The 24022-nt window shown below is 31.7% G+C and carries 16 protein-coding genes; 8 read left to right on the forward strand and 8 right to left on the reverse strand.

What is annotated here, in order from left to right:
- Positions 1 to 81 precede the first annotated feature (81 nt).
- The 5 genes from HM985_RS03655 to HM985_RS03675 all read right to left on the reverse strand — a co-directional run bounded on the left by HM985_RS03655 (position 82) and on the right by HM985_RS03675 (position 9673).
- On the reverse strand, positions 82 to 2046 hold the full coding sequence (locus HM985_RS03655) for a putative porin (protein ID WP_179374958.1): 1965 nt from the start codon (positions 2044 to 2046) through the stop codon (positions 82 to 84).
- Positions 2047 to 2182: 136 nt separating this feature from the next.
- Positions 2183 to 4144 (reverse strand): S8 family serine peptidase, encoded by a 1962-nt coding sequence (locus HM985_RS03660; protein ID WP_179374959.1) that lies wholly within the window; start codon positions 4142 to 4144, stop codon positions 2183 to 2185.
- Positions 4145 to 4246: 102 nt separating this feature from the next.
- On the reverse strand, positions 4247 to 4966 hold the full coding sequence (locus HM985_RS03665; RefSeq protein ID WP_179374960.1) for a hypothetical protein: 720 nt from the start codon (positions 4964 to 4966) through the stop codon (positions 4247 to 4249).
- A gap of 81 nt (positions 4967 to 5047) precedes the next feature.
- Positions 5048 to 6505: a RagB/SusD family nutrient uptake outer membrane protein gene (locus tag HM985_RS03670; RefSeq protein ID WP_179374961.1), complete on the reverse strand. Its 1458-nt coding sequence runs from the start codon at positions 6503 to 6505 to the stop codon at positions 5048 to 5050.
- A gap of 15 nt (positions 6506 to 6520) precedes the next feature.
- Positions 6521 to 9673 carry a SusC/RagA family TonB-linked outer membrane protein gene (locus tag HM985_RS03675; protein ID WP_179374962.1) on the reverse strand — a complete coding sequence of 1051 codons (3153 nt, stop codon included), beginning with the start codon at positions 9671 to 9673 and terminating at the stop codon, positions 6521 to 6523.
- 214 nt (positions 9674 to 9887) lie between these two features.
- Between HM985_RS03675 and HM985_RS03680 the strand changes: the two genes are divergently transcribed.
- The 4 genes from HM985_RS03680 (at position 9888) to HM985_RS03695 (ending at position 14936) form a co-directional block, all read left to right on the forward strand.
- Positions 9888 to 10490, forward strand: coding sequence for a ribonuclease HII (locus tag HM985_RS03680; protein WP_179374963.1), 603 nt, complete (start codon positions 9888 to 9890; stop codon positions 10488 to 10490).
- A 176-nt stretch (positions 10491 to 10666) separates the two neighbouring features.
- Complete coding sequence (locus HM985_RS03685) at positions 10667 to 13030, forward strand: ribonuclease HII (RefSeq protein WP_179374964.1); 2364 nt, start codon at positions 10667 to 10669, stop codon at positions 13028 to 13030.
- Between the two features lie 91 nt (positions 13031 to 13121).
- Positions 13122 to 14174: a nucleoid-associated protein gene (locus HM985_RS03690; protein ID WP_179374965.1), complete on the forward strand. Its 1053-nt coding sequence runs from the start codon at positions 13122 to 13124 to the stop codon at positions 14172 to 14174.
- A gap of 18 nt (positions 14175 to 14192) precedes the next feature.
- A complete protein-coding gene (locus HM985_RS03695; RefSeq protein ID WP_179374966.1) occupies positions 14193 to 14936 on the forward strand; it encodes a YoaK family protein in 744 nt (247 codons plus the stop codon).
- A gap of 9 nt (positions 14937 to 14945) precedes the next feature.
- On the opposite strand, the gene lipB is transcribed toward HM985_RS03695, so the two are convergent.
- The 3 genes from lipB to HM985_RS03710 are packed head-to-tail and all read right to left on the reverse strand — an operon-like array spanning position 14946 to position 16624.
- Positions 14946 to 15647: a lipoyl(octanoyl) transferase LipB gene (lipB, locus tag HM985_RS03700; protein ID WP_179374967.1), complete on the reverse strand. Its 702-nt coding sequence runs from the start codon at positions 15645 to 15647 to the stop codon at positions 14946 to 14948.
- Between the two features lie 13 nt (positions 15648 to 15660).
- Positions 15661 to 16425, reverse strand: a complete 765-nt coding sequence (locus HM985_RS03705) for a hypothetical protein (RefSeq protein WP_179374968.1) — start codon at positions 16423 to 16425, stop codon at positions 15661 to 15663.
- Between the two features lie 40 nt (positions 16426 to 16465).
- Complete coding sequence (locus tag HM985_RS03710) at positions 16466 to 16624, reverse strand: YqaE/Pmp3 family membrane protein (protein ID WP_179316234.1); 159 nt, start codon at positions 16622 to 16624, stop codon at positions 16466 to 16468.
- A 493-nt stretch (positions 16625 to 17117) separates the two neighbouring features.
- Here HM985_RS03710 and lysS point away from each other — a divergent pair, with 493 nt between their 5' ends.
- From lysS to HM985_RS03730, 4 genes are all read left to right on the forward strand, one after another.
- Entirely contained in the window at positions 17118 to 18806 is a 1689-nt protein-coding gene (gene lysS / locus HM985_RS03715) for a lysine--tRNA ligase (protein ID WP_179374969.1), read from the forward strand.
- Between the two features lie 218 nt (positions 18807 to 19024).
- Entirely contained in the window at positions 19025 to 20332 is a 1308-nt protein-coding gene (locus HM985_RS03720; RefSeq protein WP_179374970.1) for a fibronectin type III domain-containing protein, read from the forward strand.
- A gap of 91 nt (positions 20333 to 20423) precedes the next feature.
- Positions 20424 to 22913, forward strand: coding sequence for a zinc-dependent metalloprotease (locus HM985_RS03725; protein ID WP_394351819.1), 2490 nt, complete (start codon positions 20424 to 20426; stop codon positions 22911 to 22913).
- A 233-nt stretch (positions 22914 to 23146) separates the two neighbouring features.
- Positions 23147 to 23611 carry a Spy/CpxP family protein refolding chaperone gene (locus HM985_RS03730; RefSeq protein WP_179374971.1) on the forward strand — a complete coding sequence of 155 codons (465 nt, stop codon included), beginning with the start codon at positions 23147 to 23149 and terminating at the stop codon, positions 23609 to 23611.
- Positions 23612 to 24022: the final 411 nt, after the last annotated feature.

Below are 24022 nucleotides of genomic sequence, written 5' to 3' on the forward strand. Positions count from 1 at the left end.
ATGCATCTTCTAAAAAAAGATATAGCGGATGACGCGACGTTTTTGCTCCTTAATAGCAAAAGCGAAATGCCTAGAAACAACTTATAGAAAGAAATCCCAGGCGAGACCAAATCTTATCGTAAGATCACGGTAAGGGTTATTGGGTGCTGAGAAGTAATCATATCCCGTTATTGATGAATTGAAATGTTCAATTTTAAAAAATATCCTAGTTTGTCTAACCTTTGCGTTAATAAAGAAATCTAACATCGGAAATCCACCGAGCTCTGTTTCGTTTTGTGTATAGAATTCAGCAAGTAGTGGATCATAACCATTCATATTATATTTAGAAAAATAATTAAGGGTTACACCTGTTTGTAATAACATCGATTTTTTAAATATATGATTGGAATAATACAGCGTGTTTCTAGTAATAACTGCAGGTACATTAAGCACATCATCATCACTAACTACATTTTGATACATTATACTATTATCTAATGCAAAATTCCCTACTTTAAATTCTTTCTGTATTTTAAGTCTTAAATATTGAAGCGGTTCATTGTACTGTTGTGGTTTAATAACATTAACACCATCAGAAGTTGTTTCATCTAAATTAAAATAAGTATAATTATCTATATTAGATACATCAAAGGATGCATTGAACCATTTTTCTGATTCAATATTAAATTTAAGTTGTTGTGTGTTTACATTTTTGAAACTCTCTAAATTAGACCAATTATAATTAACGTAATCACTTTGGTATAATAGATAATTATAATTTGCGAGCCTAGAGTTAATAGAAATTCCACCTGAAAATGCAATATCCTCATTTAATCGTAAACTTATAACGCCATCTAGAAAACTCCCTACAAAGGTATCTGACAAATTGAGTCCCCCTCTTGCAACTAAATCGAACCCTTTATAGCTTTTAGAGTATGCCCCTTCTACACCTAAGTAGTTTGATTGTATTCTATTTGTTATTGTCTGGTCTGACAACACCACAACACTATCATATCCATAGTTAATATCTGTGTAATTAAGAGCAAATTCTACATTACCCAATAAATTATTAGAATATTGAAATCCTAAAGTGGTTTTAAAATCTTCTAATTTTACCTTATCCTTTATACTCGTGGTAAAAGCATCACCGAAAAAAGTAGTTTCGGCGGTAGTCTGAGTATATTGATAATATTTATCTTCAAAGGAAATTTTATTAAATAAAGCTAACCTGTTATTAGATAAAGAATCTTGATTTTTAATAATGTCGTAGGATTGCTCTAAATAAAAACGTTTACCTTCTAATATATTTTCCGCATCCTCAAATTGTGGATCGAATACAGAACGATCTAAAAATTCTTCATTTCCGGATGTGAAATTAACTAGATCTTCCGACTCTAGACCACCATTCTCATAATTAAGCAAATCTTGCATTACAATATATCCTTTTGCATGATATTTCTTATTCTTGGAATTATAATTTGAAATAAAACGAAAATTCCCTGTACTAGTTAATGCATTTTGATAGTTACCTAAAGATCGTAAACCTTTATAAGCAATAGCAAAATTAAATTGTTTGGTTAAATTGACTGTAAAGAATGCATCTAATAATTGACCTTGCTCAAATGCTGTTTTATATGTTAGCCTGGTTAAAGGTGTTGGTACTTCATAGTAGTAAATATCTTCATGCTCTAAATAATTAAAATGACGAGCTCTTGCCCCAAATAATGGTGCAGTACTATTATCCCAGGAATTAAAACTAAGAGAATTGTAGGTTTGACCAATATTAGCGAATGGCATTAAACCAAAGTTGTCTTTTTGAAGGTAATTAAATTTATAAGCTTTATTGATCGTTAATGTAGTATCTACCTGAATAGAATCTAATGAATTCTTAAACTTTAAGTACATATCAATTTTAGCCACCTCTTTAAATCCTTTTGAGTTTTTTGTGGAATTTACAGAAGAGGAGTCCTTTTGACTTAATCCTTTATTTGACTTAAGTTTAGTCTGCGAGAATAGGCTTGCAGTGAATACAAAAAACAGAATTATGTAAAAATTTTTGACTTGCATTTAAAATAATATAAATTTCAAAACAAAGTAAACTATAAAATATTGTTTAAGAACAAAAAATTACAATTTACTTAACAAAAAAACGACCAACGTTAGTTAACGTTGGTCGTTTCTTATAAGAATGTAACTAAATGTGTTATTCTATAATAAGTTTTTGAGATGTTCTATTATTTCCTTGAGAAATAGTTGCAATATAAACACCAGGCGTAACATCATTTAAATAGATAACTTCCTTAAACTTAACGTTATTATTTTCGAAATTATTTTGATATACTTGACGTCCACTAATATCATAAATATCAATATTTACATCACTAGTATTGTTTAAGTTAGAATCAAAGCTAATTGTAAATTGACCTCTACTTGGATTTGGGTAAACTATTAGACTGTTAGATAAAGTATTATCACTTACTCCAAGAGTAAGATTATTCCCTGTTAATATAAGTCCAAAATCTTGACTTTGAGGGTCAAAAGGTCCCCCTGCATTTCCTTTTAAGGTTCCTTTATGACTAACTGTTAAAGTATAAACTCCATCTTCAGGAACCTCTATATCAACTCTTTCTAAATTATCTACACTATTATCACCTTTAATAGCGAAAAACTGACTTCCACTTGAAAAATCCAATTTCCAGGGTAAATATGTTTCGCTTCCTTTAGAAATTCTTAGATCAAGATCATTAACAAGCCTAGCGGTAGAATTATTAAGAACATTAGCTGTGGCGCTGTTAACCGGATTTCCCGGCATATCAGCCCAAGATATTGAAGCTCTTAAAACATCCCCAGCAGACGCAGAAAACGTCATTGTGTAAGTACCCCCATTTTCTAAATTTAATTCTTCAATAACAGCATCACCTGAATTATCAGCTGTAATTACATTAGCAGCTTCTAGTGCATTCAAAAATCCCCAACCAAATTTAGGATCTGGACCTACTGCTGCATTATCATCTGTAGAAGTATGACATACGAGGCCTTTTAATGTTGCCCCTAACATAAAGACATTATTTAATTGCTTATAATATTCTTGAATAAGAACTAATGTTCCAGTGGTATTTGGTGCTGACATTGATGTTCCAGAAAAAGTATCATAACCATCTATTGGTACAGCACTGAATAAATTTGTTCCATCAGCAGCAATATCCGGTTTAATTCTTAGGTCATCCGTAGGCCCTTGACTACTACTTGAATTAATATTTAAACTACTAATATTATCACTAAATGGTGCCAAAACAGGATTAGCATTAGCAATTACTAAATTATTTTTTGCATTTTTATCTGTTGTTAATTTATCATAACCATTTAAAAGCCCCCCTGAATACGATGTTGTTCCAGAATTACCTGCAGAAGCAACCATTAAATATTGAGGATTATTATAAATTAATTCGTCAATTTGACTAGCATCACTAGTATATGCTCCCATAATCCATGCATCAATCGGACCTGTTCCGTCATTAGGGTCAACTGGTACACCGTAAGAATGATTAGATAAAATAATTGGATTTGTATTATTGTTAACGGCCAATAATATTTCTGAAATATCATTTGTCCAATTATATGATTTAATGAAAACATCAGTCGCCATTCCTTTAGCTGATGGATTTATGCCTTTAGCTCCTATGGTTCCAGCAACATGAGTTCCATGACTACTAAATCCAGAATCATCATCATCTACGATTGAATTATCAATGATAGTTACTCTTGAAGCAGTATTATCTGAATTCATAAATTCAGGGTGTGTAGATTGAATAGGACCTCCATCCCAAACACCAACAGTCATACCTGTTCCTTCTAAATTTAAACCCAAACTACCCCCTGTTTGTAATGCCGATGTTTTTGTTGCCCTACCTGCAGAAAGGTTATCTGTAGATATATATATTGGTTTACCATCAATTATATCTCTAATCTGTAATATTACACCATCGGCTCTTTTAATAACCCTACTAGCTTTGGGATTTAGTGCAATATAATTAGCTACATTTAATTCCCTATTCTTTTCTTTTTGTATTAACTTCTTCAATAAAAGATTATTCTCTATTGATAGATTCTCAATAATCTTTTTATCGAGAGATTGTCCATAACTATTTAAAAATAGTATGGACATAAATAAAAGTATGTAATTCTTTTTCATAGTACTAGTATAAAATTAAAAACCACCTTAAACTATAAAAGTAAAAGGTGGTATAAATATAAGCAAATATAACAACTATTCTATAGTAAAACTAGCTGACCCACCAGATCCTGTTACAGCACCAGAAGCTAATGTTGTTGCTCCTTCATTGATTTCAAATCCACCATTAACAATACCATCACCGTACGCATCGTTCACAGCAATACCATATTCACCAGAAGCTAAACAAAACTCAACTTTTTTAACGGCACCATTGTCATCAGGATTAATGAACGGTCCACCACTAAAAATAATAACAGCTGGAGATACAGATAAATCATATAAATCCCATGTAGTTTCGTCAGGGTAATCATCTAACGTAATTGCTAATTCAACAATAGTATCAACACATAATTCTGTAACTTCTAAATCAGCAATACCCCCAAATGTTCCATCACTAGAGACTAAGCTAATAGACAAAATCTGTGCTTCAAAATTTAAAGATAAATCAGACACAGTTAAAGTAAACTCACCAACTGCACTATTAGCAGGAACTGTAACTGATGTAGGAATAGAATAATCTGCATCATCTAATGTAGCTGTTTCCGTATCTACAATAATATCAAATGTACGATCAGAACTAGATGTTGTAGTCGTGTACACCGTAATTATTCTTTCAAAATCAACAGCATCTCTAGGTACCTCTACTGCTATAACACCAGATTCAAACGAAACTCTATTTGCAGTCTCTATATCTTCTTCTTCACATGCCATAAATGCAAAGGCCAACATAGAAAATAATAAAAATTTTTTCATAATTATATTTTTTTTAATAATAGACTCCAATTACAATATCGGAGTCTATTTTAGTTAACATTAATTTTTAATACAAAACAATTACTCTATGTTAATTGCATCAGTATAGAACTCACTTGCATCAATTTCTGCTTGAGGTATTTTCAGATAAAATAAAGGACTATCAGCGGCTACATCTGTAGGGATACGATGAACATCATCCCTAAGGATAGCTCTATTGTATCTTTTAGCATCAAACCATTCAACACCAAATTCACCATACATTTCTTTACGTCTTTCTAATAAAATCTCTTCAAATAACTGAATACCTGTATTAGACGATATTACAGCATTAGGATCTCTTTCTGATTGCAAAGCAAACAATAACGCTTTTGCTGCTGTAAAGTTCCCTAATTGATACTGAGCTTCAGCATCTAACAAAACCATTTCTGATTTTCTCATAACTACTATGTCTGAATCAAATGCAAATGCAAATTTACCTGTAACATACTCTCTCCATGGCACACTAGCAGAAACATTGTAGAAATCAGAGAATGTATTTCTTACATCTGTAGCAGAAAACTCACTAACAAAATTAGGATTAACATATGTCGCTTGGTAAGATAAAGTAAAATGATCCATCATAGCAGCTGCATGCCCCCAATAATAATTAGTTTCAGATGTTCCATTTTGAAAAAGTGCCCATAACCATTCATCATCTTCCATATTAGTGAAACCACTTCCCCAGTTTGAAGAAACAACCGCACTAGAAGCATTACCACCATAAGCAGCACTTGCAGCCTCAGATAAACCAGCCCAATCATCCTTTGTTACAGCTAATATCCTAGCCTTCATCCCGTTAGCTACAGCTTTATTAATAAAACTTTTACCTGTTCTCGTTTCTGGTAAATCAGCAATAGCATCATTGATATCTAATAATATTTGATCCATTACCTCACTCAATGGCGCTGGTTCCTTACCCCCAACAGTTTCTAGTGATACTCGTTCTGTATAGTACGGTATTCTAACTAAATCACGATCGTTATTATAATTTGGTGCATAATCAAGAAGCAACTGAAAATGGTGATAAGCTCTTAAAGCCTTACCTATAGCAATAAACTCTGTTTTTTCAGAATCTGATAAATTGCTATCTGTTACACCTTGAATAAGAATATTAGCATAATTAATAGTCTGGTAATTAAAGTCCCAATTAAAAAGTGTTCTTCTAAAATTTGGTTCTCTATTTTGATGCGCATAATCAGTACCATACCAAGCATCGGCTTGTATTAAATCATTCCCTTTCATCACACGTGCAAAATCAAGTGAATATAATCCACCAGTATCTGGATCATCGTACTGACCTTTATAATTAGCATAAATACCAGCAATGAAAGATTCAGTTATTTGTCTACTGTTAAAAACCACCTCTTCCGTAAGCCCCTCTGTGTTTTGAGGCTCATCTAAATAATCTTTTGAACAGCCAACAAACACAAATGTGACAAACAATAATGCCATAAACCTATAGCCTAAAGTCATTTTAAAATTTTGTTTATTTTTCATAATTTTCAATTTTTTTTAAAATTCTATAATTACACCAGTAGTAATAGTTCTCTGTAATGGAGATCTATTAGCTGTAGTACCAGCAAAACTTTGCTCTGGATCAATACCATCATGAGATTGCCATGTCAATAAATTATCAGCTTGTAAGAATAAACGTACCTTACTGAAACCTACCTTCTCAACTGCCGTTGTTGGTAAATTATACCCTAATGTTAAAGCCTTAAGTCTTACATAATCGTTTTTAAATAAAAATCTAGTAGACGCAGCGTTAAAATTATTATTAGCTGTTGTTAATCTAGGGAAATCTGTAATATCACCTGGTTGTTGCCATGCTTTAAAGTTATCTGGGTGTGCAGAAGAACCTGGGGTACTAAATCCACTAATTAAGCCAGAATAATCCGAATCATATAAGTAAGCACCTACACTAAAGTTAAATAGCATACTTAAATCAAACTGTTTGTAACTAAGATTCGTATTAAAACCACCTTGAAAATCAGGTAATGAAGATTTACCTGTTTCATACTGGTCAGCTAGATTGTTATCATTTGTTACATCTCTTCCTGTAACATTTCCATCGCCATCAAGAACATCATAATACCATAAAGCATCACCTGTAGCAGGATCAACTCCAGCCCATTCGTCCAGATAGAAATCATAAAGTGAATTTCCTTCTTTCCATAATTTTGTTCCGTTTAAAAATTCATCTTGAGGTAAGTCTGTGATTTCATTCTTATCCATAGAGAAATTAACACCAACACTCCAAGCAAACTTATCATTACTAATAATTTGTGAATTTAAAGAAAATTCCCAACCATAATTTTTCACAGCACCATTATTCGTAAATACATTACTAACTCCTGTGGAGTTAACAGCAGGAACACTATACAATAAATCAATACTCTCTTTACTATAGTAGTCTACAGAACCATAAAATTTACTATTCCATAAATTAAAATCTACACCAACGTTTGTAGAAGCAGTCTTTTCCCATTGTAAAGCTGGGTCAGGTAGCGTTGTTGGAGGTAAAAGAGTAGGAACACCTTCTACTGGAGATAATGTTATATCATTAGCGTTGGTACCACCAAAAATAAATTGGTAAGGAAATTGACCAATCCCAGCATTATTACCTAGTTCACCATAAGAAGCTCTCAGTTTCAAACTAGAAATAGCATCTACGTTAGCCATAAAACTCTCGTTAGAAATAGCCCAGCTACCACCTACAGAATAAAATGTACCCCATCTAAAATCACTACCAAATTTTGAAGAACCATCTCGTCTAATAGCCCCTTCTAAAAAGTATCTATTATCATAGTTGTAAGCAACTCTACCTAAATATCCATTTATACGTTCAGAAATTCTAATACCACCAGTTGACTCAGGATTCGCAGCGTTTCCTAACTCTTCTTGATTAGGTAATAAACCTGTTGCAGATGCACTAAATGTATTTAAATTTAGTTCATATGCTTCCATAATTGCATCTACAGATAAATTATGTTTACCAAAACCCTTAGAGTAATTCAATGCTTGAATAGCATTGAGTGTATTAGTGATATTTCTAGATTTTGAAACCCTTCCACCTACTGAAGAAGCAGCACCAATAATATCATCATCAAATGATTGTGAATCAAACACATAGTTTTCAAAACTGATACGCGAATTAAATGTAAAATCTTCTAAAAATTTAACTTCAGCAAAAGCATTACCAACATAGTTAGTTCTTACTTCGTTTTCGCTTCCAAGCAATAAAGACGCTAAGATGTTTTCTCCATTATTAACGTTTCTTGTTGCATTTAAAGACTGTCCTAATCTACCATTAGCATTACCTGCGTCATAATATAAAGCACCTGCTGTATCTCTAACTAAAGCACCTGAAGCATCACGTGCATATACAGGAAAGATACTTGAAACATTATAAATCCAACCAATAGATTGTGTTGTACTACCAGATGTTTGATCTGGGTTACCAGAGTTTGATCTAGAATAACTAGTATTTACCCCTACTTTTAACCAATCATTAACTTGAGTTTCTAAATTAAGCCTTGTTGAAATACGTTCAAAATCTGAAGTTATCACTGGACCATCTTCACTTAAATAATCAACAGAAAAGAAATAAGAAGTTTTTTCACTACCACCGGCAATACTTAAGTTATGATTAATTCTTGGTACTTCTTTTCTAATCAATTCATCTTCCCAATTTGTTTCCCATAAAAGTTCAGCACCCGCTACTAAATTTCCATTAGCATCAATAGGATTAGCTACATTGTAAGGATTGTAACCTAAACCACCTATTATTGAATTAGAAGCATTTGACGCCGCATTTGCAGCACTTTGTCCTAAAAAATATTGGTTATTGTTTTTTGTTGCTTGCCATAATAATTTTAAATTATCTTCAGTACCAACTACATCATGTAATCCTACTGCTGGATTTGAAACTCCGTACTGACTTCTAAAGGTCACCTTAGCTTTAGAATTTAATTTTCCTTTTTTGGTTGTAATTAATATTACACCATTTGCTCCTCTAGAACCATATAATGATGTTGAAGAAGCATCTTTTAATACAGATACCGATTCTATTTGATCTTGACTGATAGAACTAATATTACCGTTAAATGGAGAACCATCTAAAACAATTAATGGACCTGCCTCAGAATTAATACTAGAAAAACCTCTAATTCTAATTTCTGCATTATTACCTGGCTGACCACCAGATGTTATAAGATTAACACCTGCTACCGTTCCTTGAAGCGCTCTCAATGGAGATGTAACTTGTTGATTTTCTATTGTACTCGCTGAAATCACAGAAACAGCACCAACAATAGCTTCTTTTTTCTGTGTACCATATGCAACAACTACAACTTCGTCTAAAGCACTATCTTGCTCAAGTCTTACATCGTAAGTACTACCCGCACCTATTGTAATTTCAGTAGTTTTCATACCTACATAAGAGATAACTAAAACATCTCCCTGATTGACTCCTACGGTAAACTTACCATCAAAATCTGTTTGTTGCCCCTTAGAGGTTCCTTTTACAATTACACTCGCTCCTGGGAGTGGCAAACCATCGTCTGCCGTTGTAATTGTACCTGTGACAGTCTTCTCTTGTGCAAAAGAGAACTGCATCACGAACGCCATAAAAAGCGTTAATAACCATGTTAATTTTAATTTCATAAAACAATTATTTGAGTTAGTCTAGTTGCAAACATCTTAATTAAATATTAAATAAGCAAGCGTTTTTGCTAAAAAAATGTTAACAATGTTACGATAATGACAACAAATCCAAAAATCCATTTATGTATTGTTTACTTAGAGAACACAATACTTAGATGCAAAAAAACACAAAAGGGTTCCGTTAAAATTTTAACTTTGTTCAAAAATTAACATTTTGGTTCTAAAATTTCAATATTCAACTTTTAAATTAGAATGTGGCACAGATGAAGCTGGTCGTGGTTGCTTAGCTGGACCTGTAACTGCCGCTGCAGTAATTTTACCTACACCTTTCAATAACAATGTTTTAAACGACTCTAAACAACTCTCAGAAAAGAATAGAGCACTTCTAAAACCTCTTATTGAAACTCAAAGTATATCCTTTGGTGTTCAGCATGTTTTTGAGTCAACAATTGATGAAATAAACATTTTAAATGCATCTATTTTAGCCATGCATGGTTCCATAGCTCAACTTAAAAAAACACCCGAATTTATTATAGTCGATGGCAACAAATTTAAACCCTATAAAAAAATTCCTTTTGAGACTATAATTAAAGGAGATAGCAAATATTTAAGCATTGCTGCAGCTTCTGTACTGGCAAAAACCTACAGAGATGCGTACATGGAAAAAATTCATGAAGAATTCCCCATGTATAATTGGAAACAAAACAAAGGCTACCCAACAAAAGAACACAGAGCAGCAATAAGAGAATTTGGAATTACTAAATATCACCGAAAATCGTTTAGACTCTTGCCTGAACAATATAATTTAGATCTTTAATTCCAGGTATAAATTACCATCTATAATTATATTCTGTTTTTTTTTATCAAACGCTAACTAAAATATAACTCTTACTTATTATTGTATATAAAGAAAGGATTCTTATTATTAATCCTTTCTTTTAAAATTAAACCAGGTATAACTTTTTATATTTGTAATCTAAAATTTCCCAATTAATGAAACGACTTGGTTTTTTATCAATTTTATTTATAAGCTTATTAGGGTGTCAAAAAGACTATAATAAAACCAAACTTACCTATCAATTTATTCCGAATGAAACTAATGCTGTCATTCAGGTTAATGAGCTTACTGATTTCATTAGCAGTATTCAAAATAATGATATTTTATCTAACGTTTACAATAAGGATTTCACTAATGTAACACCAATATTAAATAATTTAAACACAACCAAACAAGTCTTCATCTCGTTTAAGGATTCAATTAATTCTGATTATTTAATTTTAACAGAAAACGATAGTACACTATTTGTTATTGATACACTTCCTAATGTTATTTCTGAAACTATTAAAGATTTAAATATTAAAAAGACTACAATAAATGATGCTATTCTTTATCATAAAACTATCGGAAAAACATTTGCTGCATCCAATAATATAGAACTAATAAAAGGGCTTAGTGCTGAGTTTGAAAACAAAGAATTAAGTAAACTAATTACAAGCACAGACCAAAAATCTGTAGCCTCCATTATTTTTAAATCTGACGAAAAGAATTACTCTAAATTGTTATTCTCTAATTTTATAAATAATGATGAAACCGTCTTTACTAGCTTAGATATTAACTCTAATGATAAAGGGTTAATTTATAACGGTATATTAACATCTAAAGATTCTAGCAGCAATTATTTAGCAGGTTTTAAAAAAACAGTTCCTCAAAAAACAAGCAGCCTCTCTATTGCTCCAAAAAACACAAGTTCATTAATTAGTATTGCCTATGATGATTTCTCTATCTTCTTAGCAAACACTAACAAATTAAAACCTGAAGCGTCTGATAATTCTGCAACTTTTTTGAATTTTACGAATGAGATTGCCCTGATTGATAATGCGATTATACTTCATACTTTAGACCCAAATCTTTTAGTAGAATCTATAGAGGGAAAATCGAATACCGAATCTTTTAGAGATATCGACATTTTCGAGTTTGAAGACTCTAACTTTTTTAAGGCTATTCTAAAACCCTTTATTAGTTTCGAAAATGCCAATTACTTCTCAATTTTTAAAGATTTTATTGTATTCTCAGACACCACAGATAATCTAAAATCCATTCTTACCGATGCTTTAAATAACAATACACTAGCTAATTCTGATGCCTTTATAAGCATAAATGATAACCTTAGTGATGAAGCTTCGTTATTTATCTATAAAGATTCTCAAAAATTATCTGCTATAATGGATAAAAATCTTGACGGATACAACGCCAATGCTGTACAATTTATACAAGAAGATAATTATACACATATCAATGGAGTTATTCAGAAATATAAAAAACGAGCAGCAACAAACTCTGTTAATGAAGCTTTTACAACCAAACTTGAAGCTGCTTTAATAACAGCACCTCAGACTGTTAAGAATCATATAACTAAAGCCAATGACATTATTGCACAAGATGTAAACAATAAACTCTATCTTATATCAAGCTCAGGGAATGTGCTTTGGAAAAAACAATTACAAGGAAAAATTTTAGGTCAGATTGAACAAATAGACATGTATAAAAATGGCCGATTACAATTAGCTTTTAACACCACTAACAAGTTATATGTTTTAGATAGAAATGGTAATGATGTTTCTCCGTATCCTTTAAAATTTAAAGACCCAATTACACAACCTCTTTCTGTGTTTGATTATAACAAAAACAAGGATTATAGACTACTTGTTACGCAAGGTAAAAATCTGCTAATGTATAACGCAAAAGGGCAATCTATAAGTGGGTTTACTTACAAAAACAATAGTGCTAATATTATCACACAACCCAAACATCACAGAATAGGAACAAAAGATTATATTGTTTTTGCTGCTGGTGAAAATCTAAAAATATTAAATAGACAAGGAAATATTAGAGTAAACGCAAAAGATAAAATTCGCTTTTCTGATAATGACGTTTACTTATACCAAAACAAATTTACAACGACTAACACACTTGGTGAATTAGTTCAGGTAGACACGCGAGGAAATCAAAGCTCTGAAAACCTTAATTTAACAGACAAACACAAAATAAACACAACAAGTAAAACTTTAGTTTCATTAAAAGAAAACAGACTTACAATTAAATCTAGAAAAATAGATTTAGATTATGGTGATTACACAGCACCAAGAATTTTCTATCTAAACGATAAAATTTATATTACCACTACAGATAAGCAATCTAAGAAAGTTTACCTTTTTGACAGTCAAGCAAAATCTATTCCTAATTTTCCTGTTTTTGGTGTTGCAGCAGCAACATTAGAAGACCTAGACAATGATACTGGTTTAGAACTCATTACCCAAAGCGACGATCAAACTATTATGGTTTATAAATTGAACTAATTTTTTAGTATTATGCCTGTAAATTTTCAAGATATTTAAAATCTCAATTTTGTAGCGTTTACAATTCATCTTAAAGACGATTATTTAACTCATGATAAAAAGACAAAAAGCTTCTATAAAAAGCTGTATTATACATAAAGTTGGCAACAAATTTAATGGAACCAAAAATGCGTTTTCGGATGCTATAGTAGACTTCGATGAAGCTACATACCACTTAATGCTACCCTACTTATTAAAACCATTTGTTAGCGTTGCAGAAAGCTATCGTTTTCATCATCACAGTGACGTTGCTCTTAATGAAATCAATACCTACAGCGAACAATTATTTAAAGAAGATGCCGACTTTGTAGACTTATCTAAACACATTGTAACTCATTTATTTGAACAAAGTAATTCTGCTCAAATTAAAACAGGTGATGTTCTTATTTGTCATTTTGAAAACATCCAATATGAAGATTATTTTACCGACGCCATTGGTATTTTTAAAATTGAAAATAAAACAGAGTTTTTTCAGACCTATTTAGAAGACGGAAACAATTATGATATTTTAGTTCAAAAAGGTATTCAGGCAAAAAAAGTGGATAAAGGTTGTTTAATTTTAAATACATCTGACATGGAAGGTAAGATTGTATTTAGCGTAGATAATAATACTTATGACACTCAATATTGGATTAAAAGCTTCTTAAATATTAAATATCCAGATGATAGTAACCAACATACTAAAAACTGTATAGAGCTTTGTAGAGAGTTTTCTAAAGAAGTTCTTCAACCTAATTATGGTGGCCAAGAGCAAAGTAATTTTTTAGCTAAAACGGTTGACTTTTTTAAGGAAAATGAAATCGTAAATATCGATGCTTTTAAAGAAGAGGTATTTGCAGAAGAAGACAAAATACAGTTATTTGAAGACTATAAAAAGACGTACGAAACAGACAATAAAGTACTGATTAGAAATCAATTTGATGTTTCTGAAGTCGCTTTAAAAAAGCAAAAACAAAAAATAAAAACAGAAATAAAACTAGACACCAATATTCAAATAAAACTTGATGTTGATGCTCCTGATGCTTCTGCAGAATATTTAGAGCGTGGTTACGATGAAGATAAAAAAATGCATTATTATAAAGTCTTTTTTAACGATGAAACTTAATTTGAAATAAAACACACAATGTTTAGACACCAAGGCATTAGTAGAACCTTAAAACACAATCTACGAATTGCTACTATTTTGTCTTTTGTAGCTGGTATTGTAAATGTTTCGGGCTTTTTAGCTTTTAATCAATTAACAACTAACGTTACAGGGCATTTTGCACTTTTTATAAGTGACGTTGCTAATTTTGAATTCTGGAAAGGAACCGTTTACTTTCTTTACATTTTTTCTTTTCTATTTGGTTCATTTTCCTCTAGTTTTCTTATTGAAAAATTTAGTGGAAATAAGACACTTAATGTTTTTGTATTACCAACCTTATTAGAATGTTTTATTCTTATCGCAACCGCACTTATTAGTAATATTGGGGAAATAGAACATTCTAATTTTATAGTTTGTTCGCTACTCTTTGCAATGGGACTTCAGAATTCTTTTGTAACCAAAATATCGAATGCTGTTGTAAGAACAACGCACCTTACAGGATTATTTACAGATTTAGGAATTGAATTATCTCAGCTCTTATTTAGAAAATACCAACAGCATAGAGCACAAATAAAATCGACAATTAAACTTCGCTTTTTTATTATTTGTTTCTTCTTTCTTGGTGGCTTAACTGGCGGTTTTCTTTATTCAAAAATGAATTTTAAATTAAATACGCTCGTTTTTGGTGCCGCTATCTTATTAATCAGCTTATTTTATGATGACTTGAGATATCGATTAATAAAAACAAAAAGAAAATATAAACAGCGAATAAAATTATTATAAACAATAAATCTATACTATAAATGTAGCTTCAAAAAGCACACTAAAGTGCTTTAATATTTTAGCCTTCACCTCTTTCTCGTCAACTATTGCAATACCTAATTCATTATTTAAAGTTGTTACAGCTTTGCCTTTTATACCACACGGAATAATATTATCAAAGTAGCCTAAATCAGCGTTTACATTAAGTGCAAATCCATGCATTGTAACCCAACGACTAGCTCTTACTCCCATAGCACAAATTTTGCGAGCAAAAGGTGTGCCAACACCAAGCCAAACGCCAGTTTCACCTGGGCTACGTTCAGTATCCAAACCATATTCGGCCAAAGTTAGTATAATCACTTCTTCTAAAAATCGTAAATACTTGTGTATATCCGTAAAGAAATTGTCTAAATCTAGAATGGGATATCCCACTATTTGCCCAGGGCCATGATACGTAATATCACCGCCTCTATTTATTTTATAGAATGTTGCTCCTTTTTCTGCAAGCTGAGCTTCAGAAAGTAACAGATTAGACAAGTGGCCACTTTTACCTAGAGTATAAACGTGAGGATGTTCTACAAACAAAAAATGGTTATCAGTAGCCAAACCAGCACCTTCTCTTCTATTCTTTATCTTAGTGTCTAAAACAGCCTTAAAAAGTGTTTCTTGATAGTCCCAAGTTTCTTTAAAATCTTTAGTTCCTAAATCTTGAAGTTGTATTGTCTTATTCAAAATGGTTTTTCTTTTAATCTTCTAAAACAACTTCAATATCTAATATTTCAGGATCCTTCAGCATATCCATAAACCCAACTTCATAAGTCACTGTTTTTCTATCTTCGCTATACATTGCTCCTTCTTTTGAAAAGGATTTTACAGCCTTTGGAAAGTGATAATTAATTTTATATTTAGAAGCACCAAACATCATAGCCGATTGATCTAAACTATCTAAGGATTGTTGGTGTTTTTCTACATCAACAATTTCCGCATTTCTTATAAACACAGTACCATCAAACGAGTAATTTACAGAAGTGGCACCTCCATTACCCATATTAGAAAATGGACTTAATGGTGAATTACTACTAGTATTATCTTTTCCTTTTAGCTCATTAAAACTATTCATTGCTTTAAACATATCTCGCAATTCATTAGCATTGTCAAAGTCTGTTTCTATATCAAACATCATTTTCTGCTTCTCCGGATCCATCACTATATGCATTTTATAATCTTCCAAAACTTTAATCTTTTCTTGTTCTTCAGCAGATAAACTCGCTATACTATCTTTATACTCTACTAAAAAATCTTTAAAAACAATTGTTGAATCTACAGCTTTATCCATATCACCAGCACCTGTATCCCCCATTTGCCCTAACATATCCATCATTTCTGATGCATCCATAGAAAATTTCACTTTACCACTACCATTTTCATTGATGTAAATGTCTTCGGAAAACTGACAACTTGTAAGCATCATTAATGCCGCACAACTAAGTATTGTAAAAAAATTTTTCATTCTAATAATTTTAATAATTAAGATTGCAAAGGTAAGGTTTTTATCGCTCAGGATTATTAAGAATAATCAATGCAGCAATGACGCCAGGAACCCAACCACAAAGCGTCAAGAGAAAAGTAATTAAGATAGAGCCACAACCTTTATCTAAGACAGCTAAAGGTGGACAAATGATAGATAATATAACACGCCAGAAACCCATAATGTTGTTTTGATGATTTAATGTAGTAGATATGACGTATCTTTTATAAAACTGTTACACTTTTTCTGAATTTCCTTTACACAAATCAGAATAAAATCATGGATATTCGTTTTCAGGCTATACGAATCCTGAAAATGGGGTAGAAACGTATATCTTTCTATTGTTGAAGCTTACATGAAAATGTTTGGTATTAATGCTGAACAAAGAATAGCTAAAATCACAGCAGGAGCTACTATTTTTTTTGAATTTAAAATGATTTTCTTTAGACAAAATTAACATCTTAGCACGGTTATTTATTTAACCTTTCAAAGTAAAAAGACGCGAGATCATCATAGTCAAACATCTCTGTTATTCTTAAATTTATTTATTCAATTTTTCTAAAATTGACTTTAGCCAAAATCTAATTAAAAAAGGTACTCAATAATTTTTCTAAAAAGTGTAATTTTGCATTTGCTTATCAAAAAAGTAGATAAGCCATTAAAAATTAACAAGAATGCAACTTTCAGAACAAGAATTGGTAAGACGCCAAAAATTAGAAAAGCTTAGAGCTTTAGGGATCAACCCTTATCCAGCGGATTTATTTCCCGTTAATCATACTTCCAAACAGATAAAATCTGATTTCGAAGAAGGTAAACAGGTTATAGTAGCAGGCCGTCTAATGGCAATTAACATTCAAGGAAAAGCTTCTTTTGCGCAATTGCAAGATAGCGAAGGTCGTATTCAAGTGTATTTCAACAGAGATGAAATCTGCGAAGGAGAAGACAAAACATTATACAATGATGTCTTTAAAAAACTACTTGACTTAGGTGATTTCGTTGGTATAGAAGGTACGCTCTTTACAACTCAAGTTGGTGAAAAAACTGTAATGGTTAAAGACTTTAAATTATTAAGTAAATCTTTAAAGCCATTACCAATACCTAAGCAAAAGGACGGAAAAACGTATGATGCTTTTACAGATCCAGAAATGCGTTACAGACAACGTTATGCCGATTTAGTAGTAAATCCACATGTTAAAGAAGTATTTATAAAACGTACAAAATTGTTTAATGCAATGCGTACCTTCTTTAATGAGTCTGGTTATTTTGAAGTAGAAACACCTGTTTTACAACCTATCCCTGGAGGCGCAGCAGCACGTCCGTTTATGACTCACCATAACAGTTTAGACATTCCGTTATATATGAGAATTGCTAACGAACTGTATCTGAAACGATTAATTGTTGGTGGTTTTGATGGTGTTTATGAGTTTTCTAAAAACTTTAGAAACGAAGGTATGGACAGAACTCACAACCCTGAGTTTACCGCAATGGAAATCTATGTATCTTATAAAGATTACAATTGGATGATGGACTTCTGTGAAAAACTTTTAGAACATTGTGCCATCTCTGTAAATGGAACTTCTGAGGCTACTTTTGGTGAACATAAAATAAACTTTAAAGCACCTTATAAGCGTATTACTATGCGCGATTCTATTTTAGAATTTACAGGTTTTGATATTTACAACAAGTCTGAAGAAGAAATAAGAGCGGCTGCAAAAGGCATGCATATTGAAGTTGATGAGACCATGGGTAAAGGGAAGTTAATTGATGAGATCTTTGGTGAAAAATGTGAAGGAAACTACATTCAACCAACATTTATTACAGATTACCCAAAAGAAATGAGCCCTTTATGTAAAGAGCACAGAGATAACCCTGAATTAACTGAGCGTTTTGAATTAATGGTATGTGGTAAAGAAGTTGCTAATGCTTATTCTGAACTTAATGACCCAATTGACCAACGCGAACGTTTTGAGCACCAATTAAAACTCGCTCAAAAAGGAGATGATGAAGCAACTGAATTTATAGATCACGATTTTTTACGTGCTCTTGAATATGGAATGCCTCCAACCTCTGGAATGGGAATTGGTATGGACCGTTTAATTATGTTCTTAACTAACAACCAGAGTATCCAAGAAGTTTTATTCTTCCCTCAGATGCGACCAGAGAAGAAAAAAGTAGATCTAAGTGATAATGAAAAAGCTATTTTAGAAGTTTTAAAATCTGAAAAACGCATGGACTTAAATGTACTTAAATCAAAATCAGGATTAAGTAATAAAGGTTGGGATAAAGGACTAAAAGGATTAGCTAAACATGGCCTTACAAAAGTTGATAAGACAGATGACGGTTTATTTGTAGAGTTGGTTTAAAAAAAAATAGTATATATTAAAAAAAGGAATTACCGAATGGTAGTTCCTTTTTTTATTTATAAAATTCTTATAATTAGTTCAATCATTTAATTAATTGAACAAAAAACAAAGCTACGTAACCTTATTTTTATGTTTAACGTGCTATTTAAATTCATAAAAAACTAAATTTTATTTTTAGTAGAAGAGAAAATAATATACAAATACAGCTTAACCTCTAAGTGAAAAAGATTTTCACTACATTAGCAACTAGCTATCAACCAGAAACACACAAAATGTTTAAAAAAATATGCCTATTATCTGCATTTGCATGCCTTATATTCTCTTGTAATAATGACGATGAAGATCTAATTGCTATATGTGAAATTCCGACAAACATATCTTCAAGTTCTATAACCAATAATTCTGCTGTAATAACATGGAATTCCATTTCAGATCCAGAAGAATACATTTTAGAATATGGGGTTTCTGGTTTTAATTTAGGCACAGGAACAACGATTTATGAATCTTCTACCACCGCTCAATTAAATAATCTGCAAGCAAACACTACTTACGACGTTTATATAAAATCCGTTTGTAGCACTGACAATCTAAGCTCAAGCTCTGAGGTCCATATTTTTACAACTTTAGTCGCAAGTGTTATTACTGAATTTAGAACTAACTTATCTGAATTAAATTTATTCTCAGGAGATTTAGATAACTTAGAAATAACAGTTAATGCATTTCAATATGATCTTAGTACAACACTATTTTCAGATTACGCGAATAAACAAAGAATTATCGCTTTACCAGAAGGCACTAGCATGGAATTTGATGGAGACGGCTTACCAATTTTCCCAGAAAACACTTTAATTGCTAAAACATTCTATTACAACCATGATGAGCGCGATGTAACTTTAGGAAAAAAAATAATAGAAACAAGAGTTCTAATTAAAACCAATGGAAGTTGGGAAACTGGTAATTACAAATGGAACACAGAACAAACAGATGCTATTTTAGACCCTAACAGCAGCACTTTACCAATAAGCTGGATTGATAAAGAAGGTAATAATAACTCAATTACTTATAAGGTTCCGTCAAATACAGATTGCTTTACATGCCATTCTAACAACAATAATATTATCCCAATTGGCCCAAAATTACGTTCTATGAATTTTGAAATTGATGGAGTGAACCAATTAGAACAATTTATTACTAATCGGCAACTAACAGGAATAACAAATAGCTCTTCGGTAAGAACCTTGCCTAATTGGGAGGATGAAAATCTAAGTTTAGAAACCAGAGCAAGAGCATATATAGACATTAATTGTGCTCATTGCCATATTCCAGGTGGTACCTGTTCAGATCAATCTACTTTAAATTTTGCATTAGAGACACCTCTTGATGAAACTAATATTTTACAGCAGACTGCACTTATTAGTTATAAAGTTTCATTTTATTATGAAGGTTTAAGTATGCCTTTCATTGGCACTACAATACGTCATGACGAAGGCTTAGACTTAGTTCAAGAATACGTGAATTCACTTTAACCGCCTCGTTAAAAAAATACTAAAGTCAGTTCTTTTCTTAACATATTATTAATAGAATATGTATTTTCAAAAAAAATAAAAAAAACTGACTATCTTGAAACACGTTACAATTAGGCTACTCTTCGTAGCTTCCGCTTTTTTAGCATTTTCTTGCTCTACTGCAAAAAAAGCTGGTAAATCCAAAAAAGATGCCACTACAATGGCAGAATCTTCAGGTAAAAAACCTGGAAAAAATGATCCCAAACCTTACAGTAAAGTCATTACTAAAGATGCCAAAAGTGACGAAGGTTTATTTACAGTTCACTCTGTAGATGATAAATTCTATTATGAAATACCAGATTCGCTTTTCGATAGAGAAATGTTAATGGTTTCTCGTATCTCTAAAACAGCATCGGGCTTAGGTTTTGGTGGTGGAAAATTAAGCGAACAAGTTCTACGTTGGGAAAAGAGAAACAAAAAAGTAGTGTTACGTATGGTATCTTACCAAGTTGTAGCAGCAGATTCTCTTCCTGTACATGAAGCTGTAGAAAACTCTAACTTCGAACCGGTAATTGCTACCTTTCCTATTAAAGCATTCAGTAAAGATTCATTAAGTACCGTTATTGATGTTACTGATTTATTTGAAAAAGATGTAAAATCATTAGGTCTTCCTCCTCGTTCTAGAAAACAATACAAAATTTCGCGTTTAGACGAACAACTTTCATATATTGAAACTATAAAATCTTACCCTACAAATATTGAATCTCGTACTGTAAAAACTTACGCTGCAGGTTCACCTCCTTCAAATTCAAATACCGGAGCTATTTCTGTAGAAATCAATAATTCTATGATTTTGTTACCAGCTGTACCAATGAAGCGTCGTTACTTTGATGAACGTGTAGGTTGGTTTACTAGTAATCAAACCGATTACGGGTTAAAGGACCAGAAAAGTAAATCTTTAGAATTCTTAGATCGCTGGAGATTAGAAGTTAAAGACGAAGATCTTGAGAAATTTAAAAATGGTGAATTAGTTGTACCTAAGAAACAAATCGTTTATTACATAGATAGAGCAACTCCAGACCAATGGAAAAAATACATTAAACAAGGTATTGAAGATTGGCAAGTTGCTTTTGAAGCAGCCGGATTTAAAGAAGCTATTATTGCTAAAGATGCACCCACTATTGAAGAAGATCCTGAATGGAGTCCAGAAGATGCACGCTACTCTGTAGTGCGTTATTTAGCGTCACCAATACCAAATGCCAATGGACCTCACGTAAGTGATCCTAGAACAGGTGAAATTTTAGAAAGTGATATTAACTGGTATCACAACGTAATGTCATTATTGCGCGGTTGGTTCTTTGTACAAACAGCAGCAATAAACCCAGAAGCACAAAGTCCACAATTTAAAGATGAAGTTATGGGACGATTAATTCGTTTTGTATCTTCTCACGAAGTTGGACATACTTTAGGTTTACCTCACAATATGGGAAGCAGTGTTGCATATCCTGTTGAAAAATTACGTGATGCTGAATTCACTAAAGAATTTGGAACTGCACCATCTATTATGGATTATGCGCGTTTTAATTACGTGGCGCAACCAGGAGATGAAGGAGTAGCTTTAATGCCAGACATTGGAGTTTACGATAAATACTCAATTTCATGGGGTTACAGACCAATTTTAGATAAAACAGCAGAAGACGAAAAATCAATTCTAAACGAATGGATTATGGAGCATGCTGGTGACCCAATGTATCGATTTGGACATCAACAAGCTGGTGATGTTGTTGATCCTAGTTCTCAAACCGAAGATTTAGGTAATGATGCAATGCTAGCTAGTGACTATGGTATTAAAAACTTAAAGCGTATTGTACCCAACTTAATTAAGTGGACTACCGAAGCTGGTGAAGATTATGATGACTTAGACGAAATGTATGGTCATGTTATTTCACAATTTAATCGTTACATGGGACACGTTTCTAATAACATAGGAGGTGTTTATGAATATTATAAAACTTCAGATCAAGAAGGGGCTGTTTATACTGCAGTGCCAAAAGATCACCAAAAGAAAGCCATGGCTTTTATTCAAGAAAATTTATTTGAAACTCCACAATGGTTAATAGACAAAAATATTTTTGATCGCATTGAATTTACAGGTTCTATTGAACGCGTTAGAGCTTTACAAGCAAGAACACTTAATAATATCTTAAGCTTAGGTAAAATGCAACGTTTAATTGAAGCAAATACTTTTGATGATAACGCTTATGCCCTAACGGATATGATGAGTGAATTACGTAAAGGTATTTGGAATGAATTAAGTACAGGTAAAAAAATTGATACTTACAGACGTAATTTACAACGTGCGCACATTGACAGATTAGCCTATTTAATGACTGCTGAAAACCAAAGTCAAGGAAGAAGATCTAGTTCTTACGTTAAAGTAACTCCTGTTAATACTAGCCAATCAGATATTAGGGCCATTGTAAGAGCAGAGTTAAAATCATTAAGAACTCAGCTTCGTTCTTCTCGTGGTGGGGATGCTATAAGTAGAATTCATATTGCAGATGCAATAGAGAGAATCAATCTCATTTTAGATCCTAAGTAATCTAAAACAATTTATAATTTCATAAAAAAGCTTCAAGTTAACTTGAAGCTTTTTTTTTCGTTTATGGCTAACTTAAAAACAATAAACTATCAAGATTTTTAACGTTTAAAATTTATTTCGAAATTCCGTTTTAGGTTGTTGTTAATGTTAAATGTGGTGTTAAAATCTATTTTAGAATTAAACTTTTATGGCCTTTAGTCATCTAAACAAGTATAACATTAAAACTAAAGAACATGAAAAAATTAGCAATCATTGCCCTAGCATTAGTAACCTTAAATGGATTTGCACAGAGGAAAGATAAAAAAAACAGGAATGAAGAAACACATTCAGAATTAAGACAAGATATATCTGCTAAAGATATTGCAGAATTACAATCTAAAAAATTAACATTAAAATTAGATTTAACAGATGCTCAACAAGCAAAAGTTCAAAAAATAATTTTAAAGCAAACTGAAGAAAATCAAAAATTAAGAGAAGAAAGAAAAGCGAATAATGGTGAGAAAAAAGAAAAACCATCTAAAGATGAAATGGTTGAAAGAGAGATTCACAGACTCGACCAAAAGATAGAAATGAAACGTGAAATGAAAACTATTTTATCATCAGAACAATATGCTAAATTTGAAAAAATGAAACCTAATCACCGTAACAAAAAAGACGAAAAGAAAGGAAAACGCAGTGAAAAAAGGAATCAACAATAAATAATTATCTTTTATTTAATAAGGAAAAAGTTAATTACCCTTTGCTTATTTGTATTTGAACTATTCTTAGGAACTCAATCTGCTACTGCTCAAGAAAGTAAAATAAAACTAAGTAAAGAACAGCTTACAAGTATTAGTGATTACGCCGTAAAGCAAACTAAAGCCTTACAAAAGACTATTGGATTTGAAAAATATAAATCTGACGAAATTTTTGAATTAATTAGAGAACATAGATATAATAGTTATTTAATGAAATTAGATAATTCACCTAATAAAGAAAAATTAGCAACAGTTAATGAGCAATTAGATACAGGTATGCAATCTATTTTAAGCGCAGAAGAATACGAGCTTTATAAAAAGAATTAAATATTATTTGACACAAAAAAAGTCTCGCCAATGGCGAGACTTTTT

The organism is Winogradskyella wichelsiae, assembly GCF_013403925.1.
Taxonomy (GTDB): domain Bacteria; phylum Bacteroidota; class Bacteroidia; order Flavobacteriales; family Flavobacteriaceae; genus Winogradskyella; species Winogradskyella wichelsiae.

Excerpts from the sequence above, each read along its gene's own strand:
- HM985_RS03655 (WP_179374958.1), bottom strand. The coding sequence starts at position 2,046 with ATGCAAGTCAAAAATTTTTACATAATTCTGTTTTTTGTATTCACTGCA.
- HM985_RS03660 (WP_179374959.1), bottom strand. The coding sequence starts at position 4,144 with ATGTCCATACTATTTTTAAATAGTTATGGACAATCTCTCGATAAAAAG.
- HM985_RS03665 (WP_179374960.1), bottom strand. The coding sequence starts at position 4,966 with ATGAAAAAATTTTTATTATTTTCTATGTTGGCCTTTGCATTTATGGCA.
- HM985_RS03670 (WP_179374961.1), bottom strand. The coding sequence starts at position 6,505 with ATGAAAAATAAACAAAATTTTAAAATGACTTTAGGCTATAGGTTTATG.
- HM985_RS03675 (WP_179374962.1), bottom strand. The coding sequence starts at position 9,673 with ATGAAATTAAAATTAACATGGTTATTAACGCTTTTTATGGCGTTCGTG.
- HM985_RS03685 (WP_179374964.1), top strand. The coding sequence starts at position 10,667 with ATGAAACGACTTGGTTTTTTATCAATTTTATTTATAAGCTTATTAGGG.
- HM985_RS03690 (WP_179374965.1), top strand. The coding sequence starts at position 13,122 with ATGATAAAAAGACAAAAAGCTTCTATAAAAAGCTGTATTATACATAAA.
- HM985_RS03695 (WP_179374966.1), top strand. The coding sequence starts at position 14,193 with ATGTTTAGACACCAAGGCATTAGTAGAACCTTAAAACACAATCTACGA.
- HM985_RS03705 (WP_179374968.1), bottom strand. The coding sequence starts at position 16,425 with ATGAAAAATTTTTTTACAATACTTAGTTGTGCGGCATTAATGATGCTT.
- HM985_RS03710 (WP_179316234.1), bottom strand. The coding sequence starts at position 16,624 with ATGGGTTTCTGGCGTGTTATATTATCTATCATTTGTCCACCTTTAGCT.
- lysS (WP_179374969.1), top strand. The coding sequence starts at position 17,118 with ATGCAACTTTCAGAACAAGAATTGGTAAGACGCCAAAAATTAGAAAAG.
- HM985_RS03730 (WP_179374971.1), top strand. The coding sequence starts at position 23,147 with ATGAAAAAATTAGCAATCATTGCCCTAGCATTAGTAACCTTAAATGGA.